A 20,386-nucleotide genomic window follows, 5' to 3' on the forward strand; every position below is an offset into this window, starting at 1 on the left:
GAAATCAGACGCGGGAATTTAGACTTCCTGAGCGGCTGGAGGCGGTCCCGCACAGTGGAGGTGTTTGGGCATGCCCGGTGAATCGGTGTCAGTGGAGCCTCCGACATCAAGCAGTTTTGCGCAGGCCGGTGATCGTTTCCTCACGACCTATTACGAGTATGTGGACCCGGAGGACCTGCTGCCCTATTCCAGTGAAACTTTGGACGGCCGGGCACGGCATCATCTTTCGCTCGCCTCGACGCTGCCTCCGGGAACGTCAAAGGTAGATGTAGTAATAGAACCGAACTGCAGCGTGGTGTTCGTCGTGGCTGCGGGCGCACTGCAAGTGGTCCGGCCCGTCACCGCGGAGCTAAACCGCCAAGGCGCCCCCGTCCGGCTGCTCGTCCATCCTTCCTTTGATGTCGTTCGGGATCCCACAACCCACGAGCTGCGTGAGCTTCGCCCTGCGGCGCAGCGCACGGGGACTGCATCCGCGCTACCGGATTCAACGTCCAGCACGGAAACATGGCTTGCGATTGAAATCGGGAGGCTGCTGGGATCATTGAACGCTGCGGACTTGATCGCGAATATCGAGAAGATACTTGGTGACGTCCGTGCAGTTACGGAAGACTCGCCGGCCTTGAAGGGGCAAGTGGCGGACGTCCTCGATTCCCTCGCCGGCTTCCCGCATAATTGCGTGCCAACAGTCCAGCAGCTTAACGAGTTCATGGCATGGCTAGACGGCGGGAATTTCATCTTATTGGGATACTGCGAATACGGCTTGACGGCAATTGAAGATGGACCGGATCTTCGTCTTCGCCCAGGTAGCGTCCTTGGTCTATTGCGTAGACAGAACCTACCGACCTCCGGTGGGTCTGCCCTGAGGGGATCGCGGGTACTCGCGCTGTACACCTCCGACCTCCGATCGTTAATAACGGAGTCCATTTACTTGGACGACATCCGTCTGCCGATGTTCGACGCCTCCGGAGTTGTTATCGGGGAACGCCGGTTTGTGGGTGTGTTCGCGCCGGGGAGGGCGGATCAGCCATTGGCGCAGATTCCGGTGATCCGGGACAAAATCGCCAGGCTGCGCGACAGGCTCGGTTTCGCCTCCGGATCAGCCGAGGAGGGGAAGATGCTGGCCGGGCTGGAGTCGTTCCCGATCGAGGAGCTTTTCCACATCGACGAGGACGAGCTGACCCGGCTGGCTGCCGACATTCTGCGGATCCATCAAGGTCATGAGACGAAGCTGCTGCTACGCTTCGACGACTTCGAACCGTTCATGACTGCCCTGGTATTTCTCCCGCGCCAACGCCTCAACGCAGCCGTTCGGCTCAGGATTGAACAGGAGCTCCAAGAAGCATCGAAGGCCTCGTCGATGGAGTTTGAGGTCCGTCTCACCGAATCGTACATGGCGCGCATCTTCTTCCGAGCACTTCTTCCGGCCGGCGCCAGGCCAGAGTCCGTCGATGCGGCCGCGCTTGAGCGGACGCTCATCAATGCCACCCGGACGTGGGCCGAAGGGCTGGACGAGGCTTTGCGCGATCGGATGCCCCCCGAACAAGCAGCAAGGCTGTCCGCGCTCTGGGGTGATGCTTTCCCGCCCAGTTACCGGGCAGACTTCGGGGTCCAAGATGCCGTTGATCACATCGGAGTGTTTGAACAATACGATCTGGAGGGCACTGGCGGTCGGCCCCTGGACCACCCTGTTCTGACCGTCCGGGCCAATGGTGGAGCCGCCGATGTCCCGGCTGAGGACACCCGGATACGGCTCTATCTCACCGCTGCCCGGAGCCTGTCGCAGATCCTGCCGCTGCTTCACAACCTGGGCCTCCAGGTACGCGACCAGCGTCCCTTCGAAATTCTGAGGGGCAACACCGTGCCGCTGTTTCTGTATGACCTGGGCGTGACATACCCGGCAGGGGTCGACCCGGTTGCAACGGGCTCCCTGCTCGCGGATGCGTTCGGTGCTGCCATGGTCGGGGACACGGAGTCCGACCGCTTCGACGCGCTCGTCCTGCAGGAAGGTACCGGGTGGCGGCAGGTCGTGATCCTTCGCAGTTATGCCAAGTACCTGCAGCAACTGGGAACGACCAACTCGTATGAGTTCGTCGCGGATACTTTCCTGGCCAATGCGACCGCGACCCGAGCCCTGCTGGGCCTCTTCCGTGCCCGCTTCTACCCCGGTATCGGCATCTCCGAGCGGCTGCGGGATACGAGGGCCGCCCGCGCAGCGGTGGCCGAGGCGATCGACGCTGTCGCGTCCTTGGACGCGGACCGGCTGCTGCGGACGTTCCTGAACCTGATCGAGGCGACGACGCGGACCAATTTCTACCGCGACCGTCCGTACCTGAGCTTCAAGCTCCAGCCCTCCCGGCTTCCCGGCGCCCCGCACCCACGTCCGAAGTTCGAGATCTGGGTGTATTCGCCCCGGGTCGAGGGCGTGCACCTTCGCTTTGGGCCCGTGGCCCGCGGAGGGATCAGATGGTCGGACCGGCGGGAGGATTTCCGCACCGAAGTCCTCGGGCTCGCGAAAGTTCAGATCGTGAAGAATTCCGTGATCGTCCCAACAGGTGCGAAAGGCGGCTTCTACCCGAAGCGGCTTCCCAACCCGGGCACCGACCGCGCGGCATGGCTTGCCGAAGGGATCGAGAGCTACAAGGACTTCCTCCGCGGGCTCCTGGACCTCACAGACAACCTCGTCCAGCCCGACGTCGCAGACTCCCGTGACACTGGCGGCATACGAGGCTCGGTGGGTCAGGTCGTCCCACCGCCCCTAGTGGTGCGGCATGACGACGATGACTACTACCTTGTGGTGGCCGCCGACAAGGGCACCGCGGCGTTTTCCGACACTGCCAATGAGGTGTCCAAGGAATACGGGTACTGGCTCGGCGACGCGTTCGCGTCGGGCGGCTCCGTGGGCTACGACCACAAACAGATGGGCATCACCGCCCGCGGTGCCTGGGCCTCCGCAGAACAGCACTTGGGCGAACTCGGCATCGACCCCGAGTCCCAGGAGTTCACGGTTGTCGGCATCGGCGACATGAGCGGGGACGTGTTCGGCAACGGGATGCTCCTCTCACCGCACATCCGCCTCGTGGCCGCCTTCGATCACCGGCATATCTTCCTTGACCCCACTCCCGACGCCGAATCTTCCTTGGAGGAACGCCGCCGCCTATTCAATCTGCCCCGCTCGTCATGGGCCGACTACGATCCAGGGCTGATCAGCCCCGGCGGCGGGGTGTACCCGCGCACCGCCAAGTCGATTGCCATCGACCCTGAGCTGTATCCGGTTTTGGGGTTGCTTCCGAGGACGACGGCGATGTCCCCGCCCGAGCTCATCCAGGCAATCCTGCGCGCCCCGGTGGACCTCATTTTCAACGGCGGGATCGGAACCTATGTGAAAGCTTCCAGTGAAACCAACACCGAGGTGGGCGATAAAGCCAACGATGCGATCCGGATCAACGCCACCGAGCTGCGGGCGAGGACCGTTGTAGAAGGCGGAAACCTCGGGATGACGCAGCGGGGGCGCGTGGAGGCTGCGTTGAACGGTGTTCTGCTGAACACCGACGCCGTCGACAACTCTGCCGGTGTGGACTGCTCCGACCACGAGGTCAACATGAAGATCTTCATTGACCGCATGATCGCGGCCGGCAAGATGGACGCCGGCGAACGGGCCGGCTTCCTCCACTCGCTCACCGATGACGTTGCACGCCTTGTGCTGAAGAACAACCGGGACCAGAACGTCCTGCTCCTGAATGACCGTGCCCTGGTCCTGAACTGGAGCCCGGGCTTCGATGTCAACTGGAGCGCAGGTTTCGAACGGACTCTGGACTGGTTGGACAAGGCGACTGACTTGGACCGAAGTCTTGAGGCGCTGCCTACAACCGAGGAACTGCGTGCGCGGGCCGCGGACGGAAGGGGGATCACGTCCCCCGAGCTGTCCGTGCTGGCCGCCTACGCCAAGATCGCCCTCGCGAAGGAACTCAACAACAGCGACGTCGTCGATGACCCGTGGTTCGATCGGGTTCTTCGTAGCTACTTCCCGCCGAAGATCGTGGACCGGTTCGGAGCCGAACTGGAAACTCACCCGCTGCGTCGGCAGATCATCTGCACTGTGCTCGCCAACGACATTATCAACCTCGGGGGAATCACCTTCGCTTTCCGGGCCATCGAGGAGACCACCGGAAGCGCAGCGGCTCTCGCGCGGGCTTTTGTGGCGGTGCGGGAGGCCTTCGACCTTCACTGGATCACGGACTGGATGTCCGCCCTTCCGCCCGAGGTTTCGGCCGCCCATGCGGCGGAACTGTCCTTGTATGTGCGCAGGATGCTGGATCGGGGGACGCGCTGGTACTTGACTCATGACCATCGGGATCAACCGGTGGAACAGGCGCTTGCCAGGATCACTCCGGCCATGGATCTGCGGCAGAACCGCAAGTCGGTTTATCTGCGCGGCGATGATATTGACCTCGGGCAGGACCTGTTGACGCGATGGGAAGCCATAAGTATTCCACCGGATATGGCGCTGCGCGCGTTCGGGGCGGTCCTGAGCTTCACGCTGCTGGATGTCTCACTAATCGCCGAGAAGGTCCATGAACCAATTGAGCGCATCGCTGATCTTTACTCCGCCGCGTTCCAGCGCATCGGGGCTCTCAGGTTGCTTCTGAGAATTACCGACCTGCCCGTGAGCAACCGGTGGGAGACGCTTTCACGGGCGGCCCTGCGGGATGACGTTTACTCGGCTGTCGCGGATATGACGCTCTTGGTCCTCCGGACAACAGACAGCGGCGGTTCTGGGCCGACCAGTTCCACGGAGCGGATTGTGGCGTGGGAACGTGGACACCAAGAGCAGCTCGCACGGATCAAAGACACGTTCGCTGAAGTCACACAGCCCGGTCCGGTCGATATCCATTCGATTTCGGTCGCGCTCAAGCTGCTAAGAAGCCTCGTGCGCACGTAGCACCTGGCGTTCGCGAACCTTAAAGGCTCAGCGGCCGAGGGCCGTGGGTGAGAGTGCTCGCGGTCCGGTAGCGTTCGAGGACTTCCGGGGTGGCCGCTTCGTTGATCGTCGTTGTCCCGGCTCGGGGCCATTCGGGCAGACGGCCGAAGAGTACACCGGCGGCCTGGCGTGCCGCACCGTCTGCAACGTATTCCCCTGGTGGAGGGACCGCTATTGGTAGCCCGAAGATCCCCGCTGCCGCTTGTTGGACGGCGGCGGAGCGTGCGGCTCCACCGACCAGGATCGTGTTCCGGCCTGTGACGCCCAGGGAGGTGAGCGCGTCCAGACAGTCAGCAAGGGAGCAGACGATTCCTTCGACGGCGGCGCGGGCCATGTTGGCTCGGTTGTAGTTTTCGAGCCTCATGCCGTGAAGGCTGGCTGTTGCTTCCGGCAAGTTGGGGGTCCGCTCACCGTCGAAGTACAGCACCAAGGTCAGGCCTCCAGCCCCGACAGGGGGCTGAGAGGGCGAGCTCCGTCAGCTGTGGGAGGGTGACGGACAGGAGCTCGGCGGTGGAGTCCAGGACCCGTGAAGCGTTGAGGGTGCTGACGAGGGGCAGATAGTTTCCTATTGCGTCCGCGAAGCCGGCGACAAGACCGGAACTATCGGAAACGGGGTGCTCGGAGACGGCAAATACCGTGCCTGATGTGCCGATCGAGACGACGACGTCGCCCACGGAGGCTCCGACGCCGAGTGCGGCGCCGGCGTTGTCTCCGGCGCGCCCCGCCGTCGGGGTCTCCTGCTCCGGCTTCTTTAACGAGCGCGGCGGCTGCCGCTGCGGAGCGGGTGTCGTTCCACAGGAGGGCGGGACGGATGACTGATCCATTGCCGTCGAGGCACACCATGCCGTGTTGCTGTCCGGCGATGGAAACCGCGGCGACGTCCTCGAGGCCGCCCGCGGCGGTGATGGCTTCTTGGAGGGCTTCCCACCACTTGTCGGGGTGGATCTCGGTGCCTGGAGGGTGGGGAGCCGAGCCGGAGCGGACGAGGGCTCCGGTCTCGGCTTCCCGAACGACGACCTTGCACGATTGGGTGGAGCTGTCGACTCCGGCAACGAGGGTCATGCCAGCCCTTGCGGCGCCGGGGGCCGGCAAATGAGGAGCTCACCGTGGCCTGTGACCGGTATGGGACCGGCGCTGTGGGGTGCGATCGCGGTGGATCCTGCGGACAGGGGGGTTCCGGCCGCGGTGACGTGCCCTTCAACGGTGAGGATGACCGCGAAACCTGGGTCCAAGGCTTGGGGGCCGTCGACTAATACCTTCTCGACGCGGAAGTATTCGTCCGCGGCGGGAGGCAGCACGGATCCCGGTTTTGTCGATCTGGCGATCAGTGCCGCGAGTTCCTCCTTGGCCAGCCCGCGGTGGGTGACGGCTTCGAGCGCCAGATCGAAGCCCAGACCAAGGTGTCCGTCGCGGAGCCCGTCCAGTTCGAAGTCCCGCCATTCCAAGAGGATGGACAGATCTTCCGGTTCCTGGACCTCGAGCAGGAAGACACCTTCGCCGATGGCGTGGAGTTGGCCCGGCGGAACGAAGACAACGTCTCCGGGTGAGACGTCCACGGGGTTCAGGAGGGCGAGCAGAGCCTCGGCATCCTGCCGATCGAGCAGGCCTCTGAGTTCAAGCGGCGACACGTCGTGGTGAAGCCCGAGATACACGGTTCCTCCGCTGAGGATGTACCACGCCTCGGCTTTGCCGTGTGCGTGTCCCAAGTGCTTCGAAGCGAATTGGCCGTCCGGGTGTGCATGGACTGGCAGGCGCTGACCCGCGTCGAGAAGCTTGACCAAAAGTTTCGTGTCGGCTCCGTAGGCGGCGACATGGTCCGTGCCGAGCCATGCGTCCGGATTCTGCTCGATTGCGGCTGGCATGGTGATGCCGTTCGGGAGGGCTGTCACGCCCACGCCTGGTTCGCCGAAGACGCTGGTCGTGGATGCGATCCAGTCCTCTGGTTCATGGCTGGGTGCCGCAGGTTCGTGCCGGAAGTCGGTTATCCGGCGGCCGCCGCGATAGAAGCGGTCGGCAGGACGGTTGGAGGGCAGGATGATCAGGTTCAAACTTTGGCTCCATTTCTGGTCAAGGCTCCGAGGAATCCGCCAACGAACGAGTCCCCGAGCCCGACGGTGGTGGGCGTCGGCACGTTCAGCGATCTGGTGGGAATGGCGTACAGCCCGGGGCCGGACAATGCTTTTGAGACGGCGTTCCCGTCTTGGTTGAGGGGCAATTGCGTTGCGTGCGCATACTGGCTGGGCGTGAAGTCGTCGCCATAGCAGTAGCGGGTGCTGGCCATTGCCACCCCGCCCGCCAGCGCTGAAGCGTATTGTTCGGCCTGGGGTCCGCGCGCGAGCACCCAGTACTTGGTGTGGATCACCAGGGTCCGGGCGGGGATGATGGTGGCAATGTCGTCCACGGCGCGTCGGATGGAGTCGGCGTCGAGAAGGTTGATCTCGCGGCCGAGATGCGTTTGCATTTCATCCTCGTTCATTCCGTAGACGTCGATGCGGTCCAGGAGGGCCGCCCGGACGTGGGCGCTGAAGCTCGGGATGTGGAAACCGGCGTCCTCGTAGTACACGAACGCGTCCTGGGGCAGGGTGTCCATGGCCCGGCGGATTTCCTTGAGCCGAACGTGCAGGAGGTGTTCGTCCTGCATGGCGTTCAGTCCCGAGATCAGGAAAATCGTGGATTTCGACAGCACCTGAGGAAGGTCGGGGCTGAGGAGCATTTGGGCGTTGGGCTGGTCGTTGACGTAGATCAGCCGGTTCGGGAAGGGGGCGATGAGATCGGTCTGGCCGACGCGGACCCGGGCGCCCTCGTTCCACTGCACAATCAGGTGGGGTTCGGTCGAGTCGTGCTCGGCGCTCGTGATCCATGCACATGTTGGAGGCAGCAGTTCGCGGATGTGGTCGTTGATGCCCACGATGTGCAGCATCACCGGGACGTTCAGCCGGGCCAGGGCAAGGCCCGCTCTGACTGCCGTTCCGCCGAGTGTGACCTTGCGGTCGAATTTGGCGGCGAAGGCTTCCAGGACGTCGGGGGAGGAGACGTGCACTTCTCCCCCGACGCCCCGTCGAAAGTGTCCGAGCACGGAGACCACGAGGGATCGCTCGTCTGTGATCTCCGGTGCACCCGTCAGCTCCCCGGCACTGATGCCGTAACGCTGCATAAGGTGCTCCATGAGCTGCGAGGACCAGGCGATTTCATAGTCCACGCTGCTGCCGAGCCCGAGCACGATCGAGGATGCCATCTCAGTACAGCTTTGCCTTGCCGGCAGCGTTGAACAGGTCGATCTTCGCAGCCGCGGTGACCTTCATGGCCTCGATGCAAGCGGGCTGGATGGCCAGCGGCTCACGCAGACGCTCGTCCGTACCGAGGATCTCGCGCATGCGGTTGTGGTAGCTGACCTTGATGTCGCTGGAGATGTTGATCTTGTTGATGCCTAGCGAGACCGCGCGGGCCAATTCCGCATCGGGGTTACCTGATCCGCCGTGCAGCACGAGCGGGATGCCGACCGCTGCCTTGATCTGTTCGAGCAGGTCGTGGCGCAGTTCGGGCTTCTTCTCAGCCGGGTACAGGCCGTGCGAGGTCCCGATCGCGATCGCGAGGCTGTCGACACCGGTCTCCTGGACAAAACGCACGGCGTCATCGACGTTGGTGTAGATGATCTCGGCCGCGCCGGACTCGCCGTAGCTGTCGTTCGCGCCGATGGTGCCGAGCTCGCCCTCGACCTGGATCCCGACGGCGTGCGCGGCCTCCACAACCTTGCGGGTGAGAGCGACGTTTTCCTCGAACGGCAGCATCGACGCGTCGATCATGACCGAGGTGAAGCCGGATTTGATCGCCGTGATGATCTGCTCGTAGGTGCCGCCGTGGTCCCAGTGGATCGCGACCGGCACGCTCGAGCGGTGAGCGCGCTCACGCATCGCGACGATGAGGTCGGTCGTGATGTGTGCGACCTCATCTGGGTGGATGGCGATGATGACGGGCGCTTCCTTCTCCTCGCTGATGTCCATGACGCCGAGAAACATCGCCCAGTCGCTGATGTTGAAGGCCGGGATGGCGAAGTTGTTCTGGTGTGCGACGTCCAGGATGGTTTTTCCGTCCACGAGCATTGGGTTTCTCCTTTTTGTTTGGTGTTAGGTTCTGGGGGCGTCAGTCTTTGACCGCGCCGGAGGTGAGTCCGCCGATGAAGCTGCGTTGGAAGAGAAGGAAGAGCAGGAGCACCGGGATCGAGCCGAGGATGCTCATGGCCATCATCTGGTTCCATTCGAAGGAGTGCTGGCCCATCAGCAGTTGAATGCCGATCGGCACGGTCCGCATGCTGTCGGTGCGGGTCAGCGTCAGTGCGAAGAGGAACTCGTTCCACGAGATCATGAAGGTGTACACCCCGACGGCCACGATTCCCGGTACCGAGATCGGCACGAGCACCCGCCACAGGGCTGTCCAGACGTTCGCTCCGTCCACCTTGGCTGCTTCATCGAGTTCGCGGGGCAGGGTATTGAAGTAGGCGGTCATCATGATGATCGCGTAAGGGAGCGTGAACACCATGTGGGTCAGGATGAGGCCCGGATAGGTGTTGTAGAGGCCCAAGGCGACCATCAGGCCGAAATAGGGGATTACCAGGGTGATCGGTGGAACGGCCTGGACGGAAACGATGACGATATTGATCAGCCGCTTGCCGGGGAACTCGTAGCGGCTGAAGCCGTACGCTGCGAGGATCGCGACCAGCAAGGTGAGCACAGTCACGGCTATGGCCACAATGTAGCTGTTCAAGAAGAACCGCAAGCGGGAGGGATCGGTGAGAATCGCCGTGTAGGCATCCAGCGAGAAGCCGGACGTAATCAATTTCGGTGGCAGCGCGAATACTTCGCCGTTTTGCTTGAACGAGGTGGAAAGCATCCACAGCACGGGCAGCCCCGCGTACAGTGCCCCGATGACCAACGCGGCAATGGCGCCGGCCTTCAGGAGGGTCTTCTTCGCGGTCCGAGGCTGCCGGGAAACGTCGATGCTGGCTTCCCTGCGTCCCCGCAATGTCACGTTGCTCATGTCAATCACGCACCTTTTGCTGGCGTACGTAGAAGAATGCGAGGGCCATCGTGAGCAGCAGAACGATGACGGCAGCCGCGGAGGCCGTCGAGAAATCGAAGTTGCTGAAGGCCTGCTTGTAGGTGTAGGTGCTCACCACTTCCGTGGCGTTGAGCGGGCCACCTCCCGTGGTCATCCAGATCAACGCGAACTGCTGGGAGGTCCAGATGAGGTCGAGCACCGCCATGCTGATAATCACCGGACGGATATGGGGCAATGTCACGTAGAGGAACCGCTGCCACCATCCCGCCCCGTCGACGCGTGCAGCTTCATGCAGCACGGTGGGCACGCCCTGCAGGGCGGCCAGGAGGCTGATCATGAAGAAGGGGTACCCGGACCAGATGTTGATGAAGGTCACCGAGCCCAGGGCCGTTTCGGGCGTGGACAACCAGTCCGCCCCCTGGATGCCGAACGTGCCGAGGAGGTAGTTCACCACACCGGACGGATCGAGCATGAGGCGCCAGACGATCGCGATCACTGCGATGGTGAACAACCACGGAAGAATGTAGATCACCCGGAAGATCGCCTTGGTGACGTTGCCAAGCAGCGGTGTGTTGAGCAGCAATGCAAAGGCCAGACCGAGCACCAAGTGTACGACCGTGCTCAACGTGATGAAGACGAAGGTGTTCCCGAGGGCCGTCAGGAAGGTCGGGTCGCTGAGCACCTTCACGTAGTTGGCGAACCCGACGAATACCGGGTTCGGTTCGACGATCACGTTGTCCATGAACGAGTAGCCGGCAACCATGAGGATCGGCACCACGGTGAGCAACGTGATCAGTGCCAGCGTTGGTGAGACGAAGGCGAACGGGACGAGCTTGCGGGCGCGGACCGCAGGGGCTTTTGGTCTGGTCGAGCGTGGGCCGGCGGACGAGCGTATCGTTCCGGGCCTATGGACGTTGGTAGAGGACAGATTCATTTCTCGAACTCCCTGGTGGGGTCGTGCCGCGGGTTTGCCGGCACGACCCCGACGAATCTTCGACGTCAGAAGATGGATTTCCATGCGGACTGGACGGTGCTGAGCGTCTGGTCGACGCTTTGGCTTCCGGTGAGCGTCTTCTGAAGGTTTTCATCGAACGTGCGTTGCAGCTGATCGGACTTCGGCAGGCCGACGAACTCATTCGCCGGGTAACCCGCCTGGTAGATATCGAACGCCTGCTTGAACAGGGGATCGCTCTTGCTGAAGTCAGGAGTGGCCGTCTTGTTGCCCGGGAAGCCGTTGGCAAGAGTGCTCAGCTGGGCGTTCGTGTCCTTGCTCATGAGGAACTCCACGAGCTTGGCCGCCTCCGCCTTGTGCTCGGACTTGGCCGAAACACCAACACCCCAGGACGCATACGGGATGCCGCGTTTGCCGGTGTAACCGTCCTCGGAAGGCACCGCCGCAATGGTGAAGTTGAGCTTGGGGTTGTTCTTCTTGATCAGGCTGATGTGGGCAAGGGAGTCAATCACCATGCCGACCTGGCCGTTGGTGAACTTCTCGACCTTGTCCTGCTCCTTCATCGTCAGCGCGCCGGGAGCCAGCACATTCGCGTCGTAGAGGCTCTTGACGTAATCGACTCCGCTCTTGACCTGGGCGTTCGTGACGTCCGGCTCCCCGTCCTTGAGCATGCTGCCACCGGATGCCCACACCCAGGACATGACGTCGTTCTGGATGCCGTTCGGCACCGCGGTATCGAGCGGCAGTGCCCAACCCTTGACGTTGCCGCCAAGTGCGCTGATCTTCTTCGCCGCGTCCAGGAACTCACCGCGCGTGCTCGGGACCGTGTCCACGCCGGCCTGCTTAAGCAGGTCATTGTTCACGAACAAGGGGTAGACGAAATTGACCGCTGGAATCATATAGGCCTTGCCATTGACCTTGACCTCGCTCGCCAGCTGATCTTCGGAGAAGTTGTCAGCCTTCAGCAACGGAGAGAGATCAGCGATCGCGCCCTGCTTGGCGAAGTCGCTCACCCAGGCACCATCCAGACCGAGAACGTCAGGCAGCTGACCCGAGGCCGCATCGGCGACCATCTGCTGCTGGTCGGAGGAGAAAGGCGAACTGAGCAGCTTCACCTTGATGTGCGGGTTCTCCTTCTGGAACTGGTCGATCAGGCTGGCCAGGGATCCCTGCGGAAGTTCAGGCTCCCACCATTGGGCGAACTCGAGGGTGACATCACCGCCTGCACTGGCACCGCCGGACGGCGAACCACTGCAACCTGAAATCGCCAGCGCCGCGGCGGACGCGATACCCACCGCGGAAAGGATTCGCCGCCCGCGACCTCTCGTCCTACTCATATGACCACTCCTTCGTGTATGACACTCAAGTAATGCGCATTGCTGCGTGATGCGCACCACATTACTCGCAACTACCGTAAAAGCAAGCAAAAAAATGCAACAAGTCAGATAAGTAGTGCGGAACATATGCAGAGTGCCGAATCTATGATTGCTATCCGGCGCGAAGATGCCATGCTTCATGGGGATGACTGCTGTTCTTTGCGGCAAAATCGGAAAAGAACGGCATATGGCTGGTAGAATCCTGAGCATGAGTGAGCTAACTGGGGCCGAAGACGACGGGCGTTCGCACCGCCATCCCGCGGGGAGGAAGGCGCAGCTCGCTGCGTATGTCACCGAGGTCGGGCAGGTGACGGTCGGTTCGCTGGCGGAACGCTTTGGTGTATCGATCGATACGATCCGTCGCGACCTTGACCACCTGGCCCTCGAGGGGCTGCTGGTACGCACATACGGAGGGGCGGTCAGCGCAGCCGTAAGCTCGAGGGTGGAGAAGGCCGTTGACGTTCGTCTCGGTCTACAGGCAGCGGAAAAAGAGAAGATCGGCCTGCTGGCGTCCCAGCTGGTCCGCGATGACACGGGGATCATCATGAACGGCGGTACGACGATGCTCTCGGTTGCCCGCGCGCTCAGCGGGCATCGCGACCTGACGATCGCGACCAACAACATTCTGGTCCCGGCCGAACTCGACCCGGCCGTGTGGCGGGAGTTGTATATCTTCGGCGGGTCCGTGCGCTCGACCACCCTGGCGACGACCGGCGCGACGACGCTGCGTGTTGCCACGGGAGGAGCGGATCTGGACATCAGATGCGAGCTGGCACTGATTGCCGTCGGGGCTGTGTCCTCCCAAGGCGGCTACACCACAAATAACGTCGGAGAGGCAGCCATGATGGCTGAAATGATGTCCAGGGCCACACGGGTGGCGATCCTCGCTGATTCCTCGAAGTTCGAAAAGCAGCTCTTTGCCCAGGTAGCCCCCCTCGCGGCCGCCGACTACCTCGTCACAAACGCGGCTCCCCCCAAGGAGCTTCGGGATGCCCTCGCTGATGCCGGGGTTCAGGTAGTCACGCCCGAATCATTCTCCGAGGTCGCCAAGGCAGGATAGTCGAACTGGGATGCTCGCCGCTGTCACCCAGTCTTTTCATATCAATCGGCCTGGACCTCAAATTCGAGATTCACCGTCCGGCTCTCGCCTGGAGCCAATACGACGCCCGCTTTGCCAAAGTCCGGTCCATCAACATGGCCCGGCCAGCACGTTCCCGGTTCCAGGCCGACGACATATGACCCGGCTGCCTTGCTTCGCCAAACGGTCAGATATGGCAATTGCTCAGGGCGGAATCGGACAGTGATGGACCGATTCGATCCTTGGATTCGAGCCGATGCCCACCCGTCCGCATCGGGTACCGCAATGAGAGCGTCCACTGTTTCCGGTTCGCCCGCCTTCGGGGCTTCGACCGTGCGCTCCCAGTTCCCGGATCCCTCGTCCTGGCCGGGTTCCTGCGCCTCAGTCTCAACGACGGCGCCTTCCTCGAGCCAGGGCCAGCCGACATTGAAGTGGTACAGCAGCCGAAGGGGAGTGCGCTCAAAGCCTTCGTTGCGCACCTCGTCCGTGATCTGTAATGCGCTGGCGCCGACGCTGGCCCGGATCGTCCGGGCCACCGACACATTCTGGTCAAAGAGGGCACCCTCGCGCATCAGTCCCCGCACCTCGACCACATAGTCGTCCCCGTCCCAGCGGCCCTCGCTCCTTGTCACGGAGGCAGGGATCAGGTGAGCCCGGCCATGCATGCCCCCGATATGCTGTTCCGCTCGGCCAACTGCAGCCAGGCCGCATGTCGTCATCAGGCCTCCCCGCCACCGCCTCGACCAGGACTCCGCCCTCGGAGAAGTCGTCGGCGCCACGAAAGAGAGTGGAACCCCCCGAAACGAGGCATCGCCAAGATCAAGAAACTGATCAACCTCGAGGTCCACGGCAAGTCCACCTAGGTGCCGCAGTTCAATCTGGCGCATTCCTCTCGCAGGACCGTCCTCCACCACCACCGACCGCGGACCCCACATCCGCTCGACGGAGGCCACACGGGCTTCCTTCCACCGCCTGGAACCGCGCCGCATTGACTCAAGATCTTCACGCATGTGCACTATTATGCTCGAGTGTCGCGAAACATGGTCTAAAAGTTGCGATAAACTGCATTTTGAAGCATTTTGGGTGGACGCCCATGTGCAGCTCTCGAAAAGACGACGACGCCGCCCACGGCTAAAGACCACGACCCGCGCCCAGAGCGGGACCCAAGACTCGAACCTGGCGCGGCATCGACTCGAACACGAGCACCGCCAGCGGCCGGCCAGTCGCCGAAAGGATTCCTGTTTACTTCTGGGCTTTTCGGGCGGACGGGGCGACTGATCGGGCGGCACAGAAGGCCGCGGTCAACAGCATCACGATGAGCCAGAAGGCGCCGAGGAGGCCGAATGATTCGGCGAGGACGCCGATGATGGGCGGGCCGGCGATACTGGCGCTGTAGCCGATCGAGGCCACAACGCTGAGGCGTGCCGCTGTGTTTTTGCCTCCTTCGGCGGCTGCCGACATGCCCAGGGGGAATCCCATCGATACTCCGACGGCCCACAAGACGGTTCCGCCGATCGTGAGCCAGACACTGGTACCCGAAATAAACAGCGCAAGGCCCGCGATACCGAGGAAGGTAGTGATCCGGATCGCGGCGACCCGTCCGATTCGGTCCACGAGCGGGCCGCCGAAAATCCGGGTGGCAGCCTCGACGCAGGCAAAGACGGTGAAGAAAACAGCCGCAACAGCCGGGGTTTGCCCATGCCCGCTTTCCGCTGCGAGTGTGAGCCAGTTGTTTGCCGATCCCTCTCCCAGTTCGACGCCGAGAAGAATGACGCCGATCAGGATCAGACGCCAGTTCATCCAGGCCTTGAACCATTGCAGAAGAAGGCCGGTGCGGCTGGTGGTGGAGTCACGCTCCTCCTCGCGCCGTCCGTCCGGTATGGCCGGTGCGGCCGCGAGGGCAACAAACGCGATGAGGAATGCCTCGCCGATGAACTGCAGGGAGGGGGAGATGCCGGCCGCGGCGCATGCTGCTCCGATCCCTGACCCTATGGCTGCCCCCCGGACCAGGCGCCGTGCATCAGCGGCATCTGGGTGCGGCCCGTTGCTGCCTCAATGGCGGCGCCCTCCACATTGATCATGATGTCCATGCTTCCTACCCCGGCGCCTGTCATGGCGAAGGCGACGGCCACGACGGACATCAGTCCCAGCATCACCGATACTCCCAGGAGTGCGATGCCCGCGGCCACAACGTAAAGGGTGGTCGCGATACTGCGCCGGCTGCCCAGCCGGTGAAGGAGAGGTCCGGCCGAAACGAGTCCGATGAGGGATCCGATGGTAGCGCAGGCCATGAGGAGCCCGATCGTTCCCGTGCCGACATCGAGTCCCTTGATGATGGCCGGAAGGCGCGGGCCCCAGGCCGATACCGTAATCCCTCCGACGGCAAACCCTGCGATGATCGCAAAGCGCCATTGATCAATCGATTTTCGGTCCTCCATCGGCTGCGCCTCAAGCATGGGGGTTTTCCTTGCTTTCTCGGCGGACCGTAATGGAAACCGGTGTGCTGCGGACGGGAAGCATGAACGACAATCTACTCGAGTAGATTCATGCCTTCAACAGATGACATTCTGAGGCGACGTTCTAGGGTTGCAAAGGCAGGCGGCGGGCATCGAAAGCGTCCCGCGGCTATGACCTTACGATCGTTTCCGGGCCGCGCGGGCTTAAAACTCTTCGCCGGCCCCGACGACCGCTGATGCCGGGCCGACGATGAGGGGGTCGGGGGTTCCGACCGTTTGATGGTCCTTGTTGTCGTAGTCGAACAGGCTTAGCACGTGGCGCATGGCCTCGATCCGCGCGCGTTTCTTGTCATTGGACTTCACCACGGTCCAGGGGGCGTGCCGGGTGTCCGTGCGCTTGAACATGCGTTCCTTGGCGCTGGTATAGGCGTCCCATTTGTCGATGGAAGCCAGGTCCATGGGGGAGAGTTTCCATTGGCGGACCGGATCGATCTGCCGGATCGTGAAGCGGGTCCGCTGCTCGGCGCGACTGACCGAGAACCAAAACTTGATCAGGTCAATGCCGTCCTCAACCAGGAGTTTCTCGAACGCCGGCGTCTGGCGGACAAAGAGGTTGTACTGGGCATCCGTGCAGAATCCCATGACCTTCTCCACGCCGGTGCGGTTGTACCAGGAGCGGTCGAACATCACGATCTCACCCGTGGTGGGAAGGTGGTTGAGGTACCGCTGGTAATACCACTGGCCTTGTTCGCGGTCGCTGGGCTTCTCCAGCGCCACCACCCGGGCCCCGCGCGGGTTCATGTGTTCCGTGAAGCGTTTGATGGTTCCGCCCTTGCCGGCGGCATCGCGTCCTTCGAAGACGATGACGATGCGGCGGCCGTTGGCCTTGACCCAGTTCTGCAGCTTGAGGAGTTCGATCTGTAGCAGCCGCTTGTCGTGCTCATAGCGGTCCCGGTCCATGCGCTCGGCGTACGGGTAGTCCTCCCGCCAGGTGTCCACCGGCGTTCCGTCAGGTCCCAGCAAGACGGGATCGTCGTCGTCGATATCAAGAACCGAATACCCGGCGTCCACAATCATGTTCACGCCGTCACAGTACAACCGCGTTGGTAACAACGGGTGAATACGGCGGGATGCTTACGCATCGGGCCCGGAACGGGCCGCTGGAATTCACTAAACACGCCGGCCGGCACAGCGCCCTTGTTGCCAGGACGAGAAAGCGCGAACATGAAATTACAGCCTCATTGGCGGATTGGACGTTCCCATGAACCTGCGCAGGAACTATTGGTACTACAGCATCGGACTTGCCGTGGCCTGGGCCATCGTACTGTCGGTCGTGTTTGCAATCCGCCCGGACCGTGCCCAGACATTCCTGTACATCTTCGCGGGGTACTGCCTCGGCTGGATATCGACGACTATTGCGCGTTACGTCTATCCGCCGCCAAAGCGCTGGACCTCAGGGGGCAGGATTTAGCGGGCTCGTGCGTGCAACTGCCCTTGCAGGACAGTTAGACATGGCGCAGGATGGCGGCGTCGGCGGGTTATGACCCGTCGGACCCGATGATCCCTTCCCGAAGGAGCAGCACCATAGCAGCACCCGCCCTTGTTACCGGAGCGTCCTCGGGCATCGGCCGCGCGTTTGCCGAACGCCTGGCCGCCGATGGCCACGACCTGATCGTCGTCGGGCGGCGGCGCGACAGGCTCGACGCCCTCGCGGCGTCCCTTCCGGGCGTTGATGTGCAGGTCATCGCAGTAGACCTCGCATCGGACGAGGGCATCGCCGAGGTGGTCGCGACACTTGCCGAGCGGCCGGTGAGCATTCTGATCAACAACGCCGGCGTCGCGCACTACATGCCGTTCTCCGACTTGCCGCCCGGGAAAGCTCGCGAAATTGTCTACGTCAAGACGCTCGCCCCCACACTGCTCAGCCGCGCCGCCCTGCCTGGAATGTTGGCGGCGGGCGCCGGGACCATCGTCAACGTCGCAGGGATGCTCGCCTTCTCGGGCCCGACCGACGCTGCGCAACCTCAGGGACAGCGAGCCGCCTACGTCGCGAGCCTCGCGGGCACGGTTGCGATGTCACAGGTGCTCGGTGCCGAACTGGCCAACACCGGTGTCACTGTCCACGCAGTCTGCCCGGGGATCGTCGCAACCGAGTTTCACGAGGTGCAGGGAATGGACCTTTCGGTCGTACTCCGGATGAGCGCCGAGGACGTCGTCACCGCCGCGCTCGCCGGCGTCGCCCTCGGAGAGACAGTCATTGCCCCCGGCGTGGAGGACGCGGGCTTGCTCGAAACGATCTTCGCCGCCGACCGGGCAGCGTTCCATGGGCAGGCCCCGACCCTGGCGACCCGCTACACGCAGGGCGATGTCTAGGTAGTGGCGAGGTGCTGGGTGAGGAAGAGCGCAGCCCGGTCCAGTGCTTGGTCGGCTTCGTCTAGTTGGCCGATGAAGGACTGGAACACGTGCGGCACGTTCGCGGTGATGTCGAGGATTACGTCGACGTCGGCGTCGCGGGCGCGCTCTGCGAGCCGGACTGAGTCGTCGAGGAGAAGTTCGTTCGTCCCGACCTGCAGCAGCAGCGGTGGAAATCCGGTCAGGTCCGCGTAGACCGCCGGGGCAAGCAGTTCCTCGTTCGGGTCCTGCCCGGCCAGATACATGTCACCCGTGTACTGCATTCCAGCCCTTGTAAAGAAGGGATCTATCCCGGCTTTGGTTTCCATGCTTGCCCCTGTGCGGGTGTGGTCGAGTCCAGGCGAGAACGCGACGATTGCGCCGGGGACGGGAAGGCCGGCAACCTTCGCGGCAATCGTCGTCGTGACCGCCAGGCCGCCGCCGGCGGAATCGCCCGCGAACGCGATGGAGTTGGCTTGGATGCCGTCTTCCAGCAGCTCCCGGTACGCCGCGAGGCAGTCCTCGATGCCGGCAGGGAACGGATGCTCAGGTGCTAGCCGGTAGTCAAGGGAGAGCGCACGCATGCCGGTCTTGGTGACCAGGCTGGCGGTCAGGCCCAGTGCGGTTTGCGGGGTGCCGAGGGCAAACGAGCCGCCGTGGAAGTACAGGATCGTGCCCGCGCGCGTCTGCTCCTGCGGTTCGAGCCGGAGTGCGGAACGTCCACCGAGGGTGGTCTCCTCGATCAGGGTCGGAGGAATCGCGAACCGGGCCATCATTGAAGCGAAGTTCTCGCGCATATTCTCTACTAATTGCGGGCCTGAACTCTGTGGTCCCCGGCGAAGCATCCGGTCGATGGCGGCCCGCTGTTCCCTGCTCATAACGTTCCCCTTCACTTAGGCACTAATTGCCGCGGACGGGCAACTTTCCTGGAGGCCCTTCGTGGCCGCGCGCCGCTGACAGTGCGGCAGCTCCGCGATGCTGAACACCATTGGATTGTAGGCCGCGATGACCGGCCGTGGCCGTGTGGCCTCGGTGGGGGCGGTCGGGTGGAACATGTTGTCCGGGGCGACATTTGCGTGCTGTATGGTGTGCGATGTCATCCAGCAAACGAACGGCCGGACATTCCAGGAGCGACCATCATGGTAAACCAACTCGTCCTCGGCGCGGGGCTTATTGGCGGGGCACTCGCGCAGCGACTGATAGCCCGCGGCGACCACGTCACGCTCGGCACCCGCAGCGGCACCACCGTCCCTGGCGCGACTGCATTGAAGGTCGATGCCAGTGATGCCGCAGCCGTCACCGAAGCCGCTCGGGGTGCCGAGACGATCTTCGTATGCACGAACCCTCCGTACACCGACTGGGCCACCGACTGGCCACCTATCTTCGACGCCGTGATCGCAGCAGCGCGGGACTCCGGGGCAGCGCTCGTGCTCATGGGAAATCTTTACGCGTACGGGGCGCCGGCTGGTGCTATGACCGAGGACTCGCCGCTTGCGACGACCGAAAAGAAAGGCCTGGTGCGCAAAGCCGGTTGGGAGAAGGCACTGGCCGCGCACCAGCGAGGCGAGATCCGGGTTACCGAGGTCCGGGCCAGCGACTATTTCGGGCCGGGGGCTGCCGGTATGTCGACGCACCTGGGCGGAGGGTTCTTTGAACCCCTTCTGGCATCAAAAACCGCACGCGTTGTCGGCGATCCTGCACTCGACCACGGATGGAGCTTCCTGCCGGACATTGCCACGACCCTCATCGCTGCCGCCGACTACACCGGAGAATGGGGGCGGCCCTGGCATGTTCCCAGTGCCTCCCTCCCGAGAACTGAGATCGTCCGGCAAATCAACGAGCGTTGGGGTGTCACAGGAAAAGTAGCGCGAACCCCGCAATGGTCCCTGAAACTCCTCGGCGCTGTCGTCCCGATCATGCGGGAAGTCTCAGCCTCCAGCTACCAATTCGAGATGCCCTTCGTGATCGACTCCGCGGAAACCCAGCAGCTGCTTGGCGTCTCGGCCACACCATGGGACGAAGCACTCGAGACCACAGTGAACAGCTTCCGGAAGAACGCAGCCGTCAAATAAGACCGGATATCCGGCAGGGGATACGCAA

At 62.9% G+C, this 20,386-nt stretch carries 16 protein-coding genes and 1 pseudogene; 5 read left to right on the forward strand and 12 right to left on the reverse strand.

All coding sequences use genetic code 11. The features are described from left to right. Window positions 1-70: 70 nt before the first annotated feature. A complete protein-coding gene (locus tag E1809_RS18605) occupies window positions 71-4,939 on the forward strand; it encodes an NAD-glutamate dehydrogenase (RefSeq protein ID WP_133205726.1) in 4,869 nt (1,622 codons plus the stop codon). Window positions 4,940-4,958: 19 nt separating this feature from the next. Here the strand turns inward: E1809_RS18605 and E1809_RS18610 are convergent. The 7 genes and pseudogenes from E1809_RS18610 to E1809_RS18640 form a co-directional block, all read right to left on the reverse strand. Continuing rightward, window positions 4,959-6,040, reverse strand: a pseudogene (locus E1809_RS18610) (FGGY-family carbohydrate kinase). Further along, entirely contained in the window at window positions 6,037-7,026 is a 990-nt protein-coding gene (locus E1809_RS18615) for a class I mannose-6-phosphate isomerase (RefSeq protein WP_133205727.1), read from the reverse strand. The pseudogene E1809_RS18610 and the gene E1809_RS18615 overlap by 4 nt, the downstream one beginning before the upstream one ends. Beyond that, the gene (locus tag E1809_RS18620; protein ID WP_133205728.1) at window positions 7,023-8,213 is read right to left on the reverse strand and encodes an ADP-dependent glucokinase/phosphofructokinase; all 1,191 of its coding nucleotides are present in this window, start codon (window positions 8,211-8,213) and stop codon (window positions 7,023-7,025) included. Before E1809_RS18620 ends, E1809_RS18615 begins: the two co-directional genes overlap by 4 nt. 1 nt (window position 8,214) lies before the next feature. Continuing rightward, window positions 8,215-9,078 (reverse strand): ketose-bisphosphate aldolase, encoded by an 864-nt coding sequence (locus E1809_RS18625; protein WP_133205729.1) that lies wholly within the window; start codon window positions 9,076-9,078, stop codon window positions 8,215-8,217. A 40-nt stretch (window positions 9,079-9,118) separates the two neighbouring features. After that, window positions 9,119-10,012 (reverse strand): carbohydrate ABC transporter permease, encoded by an 894-nt coding sequence (locus tag E1809_RS18630; RefSeq protein ID WP_133205730.1) that lies wholly within the window; start codon window positions 10,010-10,012, stop codon window positions 9,119-9,121. 1 nt (window position 10,013) lies between these two features. Then, window positions 10,014-10,967 (reverse strand): carbohydrate ABC transporter permease, encoded by a 954-nt coding sequence (locus tag E1809_RS18635; RefSeq protein ID WP_133205731.1) that lies wholly within the window; start codon window positions 10,965-10,967, stop codon window positions 10,014-10,016. A gap of 65 nt (window positions 10,968-11,032) precedes the next feature. After that, the gene (locus tag E1809_RS18640; RefSeq protein WP_133205732.1) at window positions 11,033-12,322 is read right to left on the reverse strand and encodes an ABC transporter substrate-binding protein; all 1,290 of its coding nucleotides are present in this window, start codon (window positions 12,320-12,322) and stop codon (window positions 11,033-11,035) included. A gap of 247 nt (window positions 12,323-12,569) precedes the next feature. On the opposite strand from E1809_RS18640, the gene E1809_RS18645 reads away from it, so the two are divergent. Then, window positions 12,570-13,421 (forward strand): DeoR/GlpR family DNA-binding transcription regulator, encoded by an 852-nt coding sequence (locus tag E1809_RS18645; RefSeq protein ID WP_133205733.1) that lies wholly within the window; start codon window positions 12,570-12,572, stop codon window positions 13,419-13,421. Window positions 13,422-13,462: 41 nt separating this feature from the next. On the opposite strand, the gene E1809_RS18650 is transcribed toward E1809_RS18645, so the two are convergent. The 4 genes from E1809_RS18650 to ppk2 form a co-directional block, all read right to left on the reverse strand. Beyond that, the gene (locus tag E1809_RS18650; protein WP_133205734.1) at window positions 13,463-14,449 is read right to left on the reverse strand and encodes a DUF4432 family protein; all 987 of its coding nucleotides are present in this window, start codon (window positions 14,447-14,449) and stop codon (window positions 13,463-13,465) included. 232 nt (window positions 14,450-14,681) lie between these two features. Further along, window positions 14,682-15,239: an MFS transporter gene (locus E1809_RS18655; RefSeq protein ID WP_133205735.1), complete on the reverse strand. Its 558-nt coding sequence runs from the start codon at window positions 15,237-15,239 to the stop codon at window positions 14,682-14,684. 188 nt (window positions 15,240-15,427) lie between these two features. Then, window positions 15,428-15,895: an MFS transporter gene (locus E1809_RS18660; RefSeq protein ID WP_133205736.1), complete on the reverse strand. Its 468-nt coding sequence runs from the start codon at window positions 15,893-15,895 to the stop codon at window positions 15,428-15,430. A gap of 204 nt (window positions 15,896-16,099) precedes the next feature. Further along, complete coding sequence (gene ppk2 / locus E1809_RS18665) at window positions 16,100-16,972, reverse strand: polyphosphate kinase 2 (RefSeq protein WP_133205770.1); 873 nt, start codon at window positions 16,970-16,972, stop codon at window positions 16,100-16,102. A gap of 172 nt (window positions 16,973-17,144) precedes the next feature. Here ppk2 and E1809_RS18670 point away from each other — a divergent pair, with 172 nt between their 5' ends. Continuing rightward, on the forward strand, window positions 17,145-17,366 hold the full coding sequence (locus E1809_RS18670) for a hypothetical protein (RefSeq protein ID WP_215279597.1): 222 nt from the start codon (window positions 17,145-17,147) through the stop codon (window positions 17,364-17,366). A gap of 86 nt (window positions 17,367-17,452) precedes the next feature. Further along, window positions 17,453-18,268 carry an SDR family NAD(P)-dependent oxidoreductase gene (locus E1809_RS18675; RefSeq protein WP_235835681.1) on the forward strand — a complete coding sequence of 272 codons (816 nt, stop codon included), beginning with the start codon at window positions 17,453-17,455 and terminating at the stop codon, window positions 18,266-18,268. Here E1809_RS18675 and E1809_RS18680 read toward each other — a convergent pair. Next, the gene (locus E1809_RS18680; RefSeq protein ID WP_133205737.1) at window positions 18,265-19,164 is read right to left on the reverse strand and encodes an alpha/beta hydrolase; all 900 of its coding nucleotides are present in this window, start codon (window positions 19,162-19,164) and stop codon (window positions 18,265-18,267) included. The genes E1809_RS18675 and E1809_RS18680 overlap by 4 nt on opposite strands. A 261-nt stretch (window positions 19,165-19,425) precedes the next feature. Between E1809_RS18680 and E1809_RS18685 the strand changes: the two genes are divergently transcribed. Continuing rightward, complete coding sequence (locus tag E1809_RS18685; RefSeq protein ID WP_133205738.1) at window positions 19,426-20,358, forward strand: NAD-dependent epimerase/dehydratase family protein; 933 nt, start codon at window positions 19,426-19,428, stop codon at window positions 20,356-20,358. The last annotated feature ends 28 nt before the right edge of the window (window positions 20,359-20,386 follow it).

This window comes from Arthrobacter terricola, assembly GCF_004354015.1.
Lineage (GTDB): Bacteria > Actinomycetota > Actinomycetes > Actinomycetales > Micrococcaceae > Arthrobacter > Arthrobacter terricola.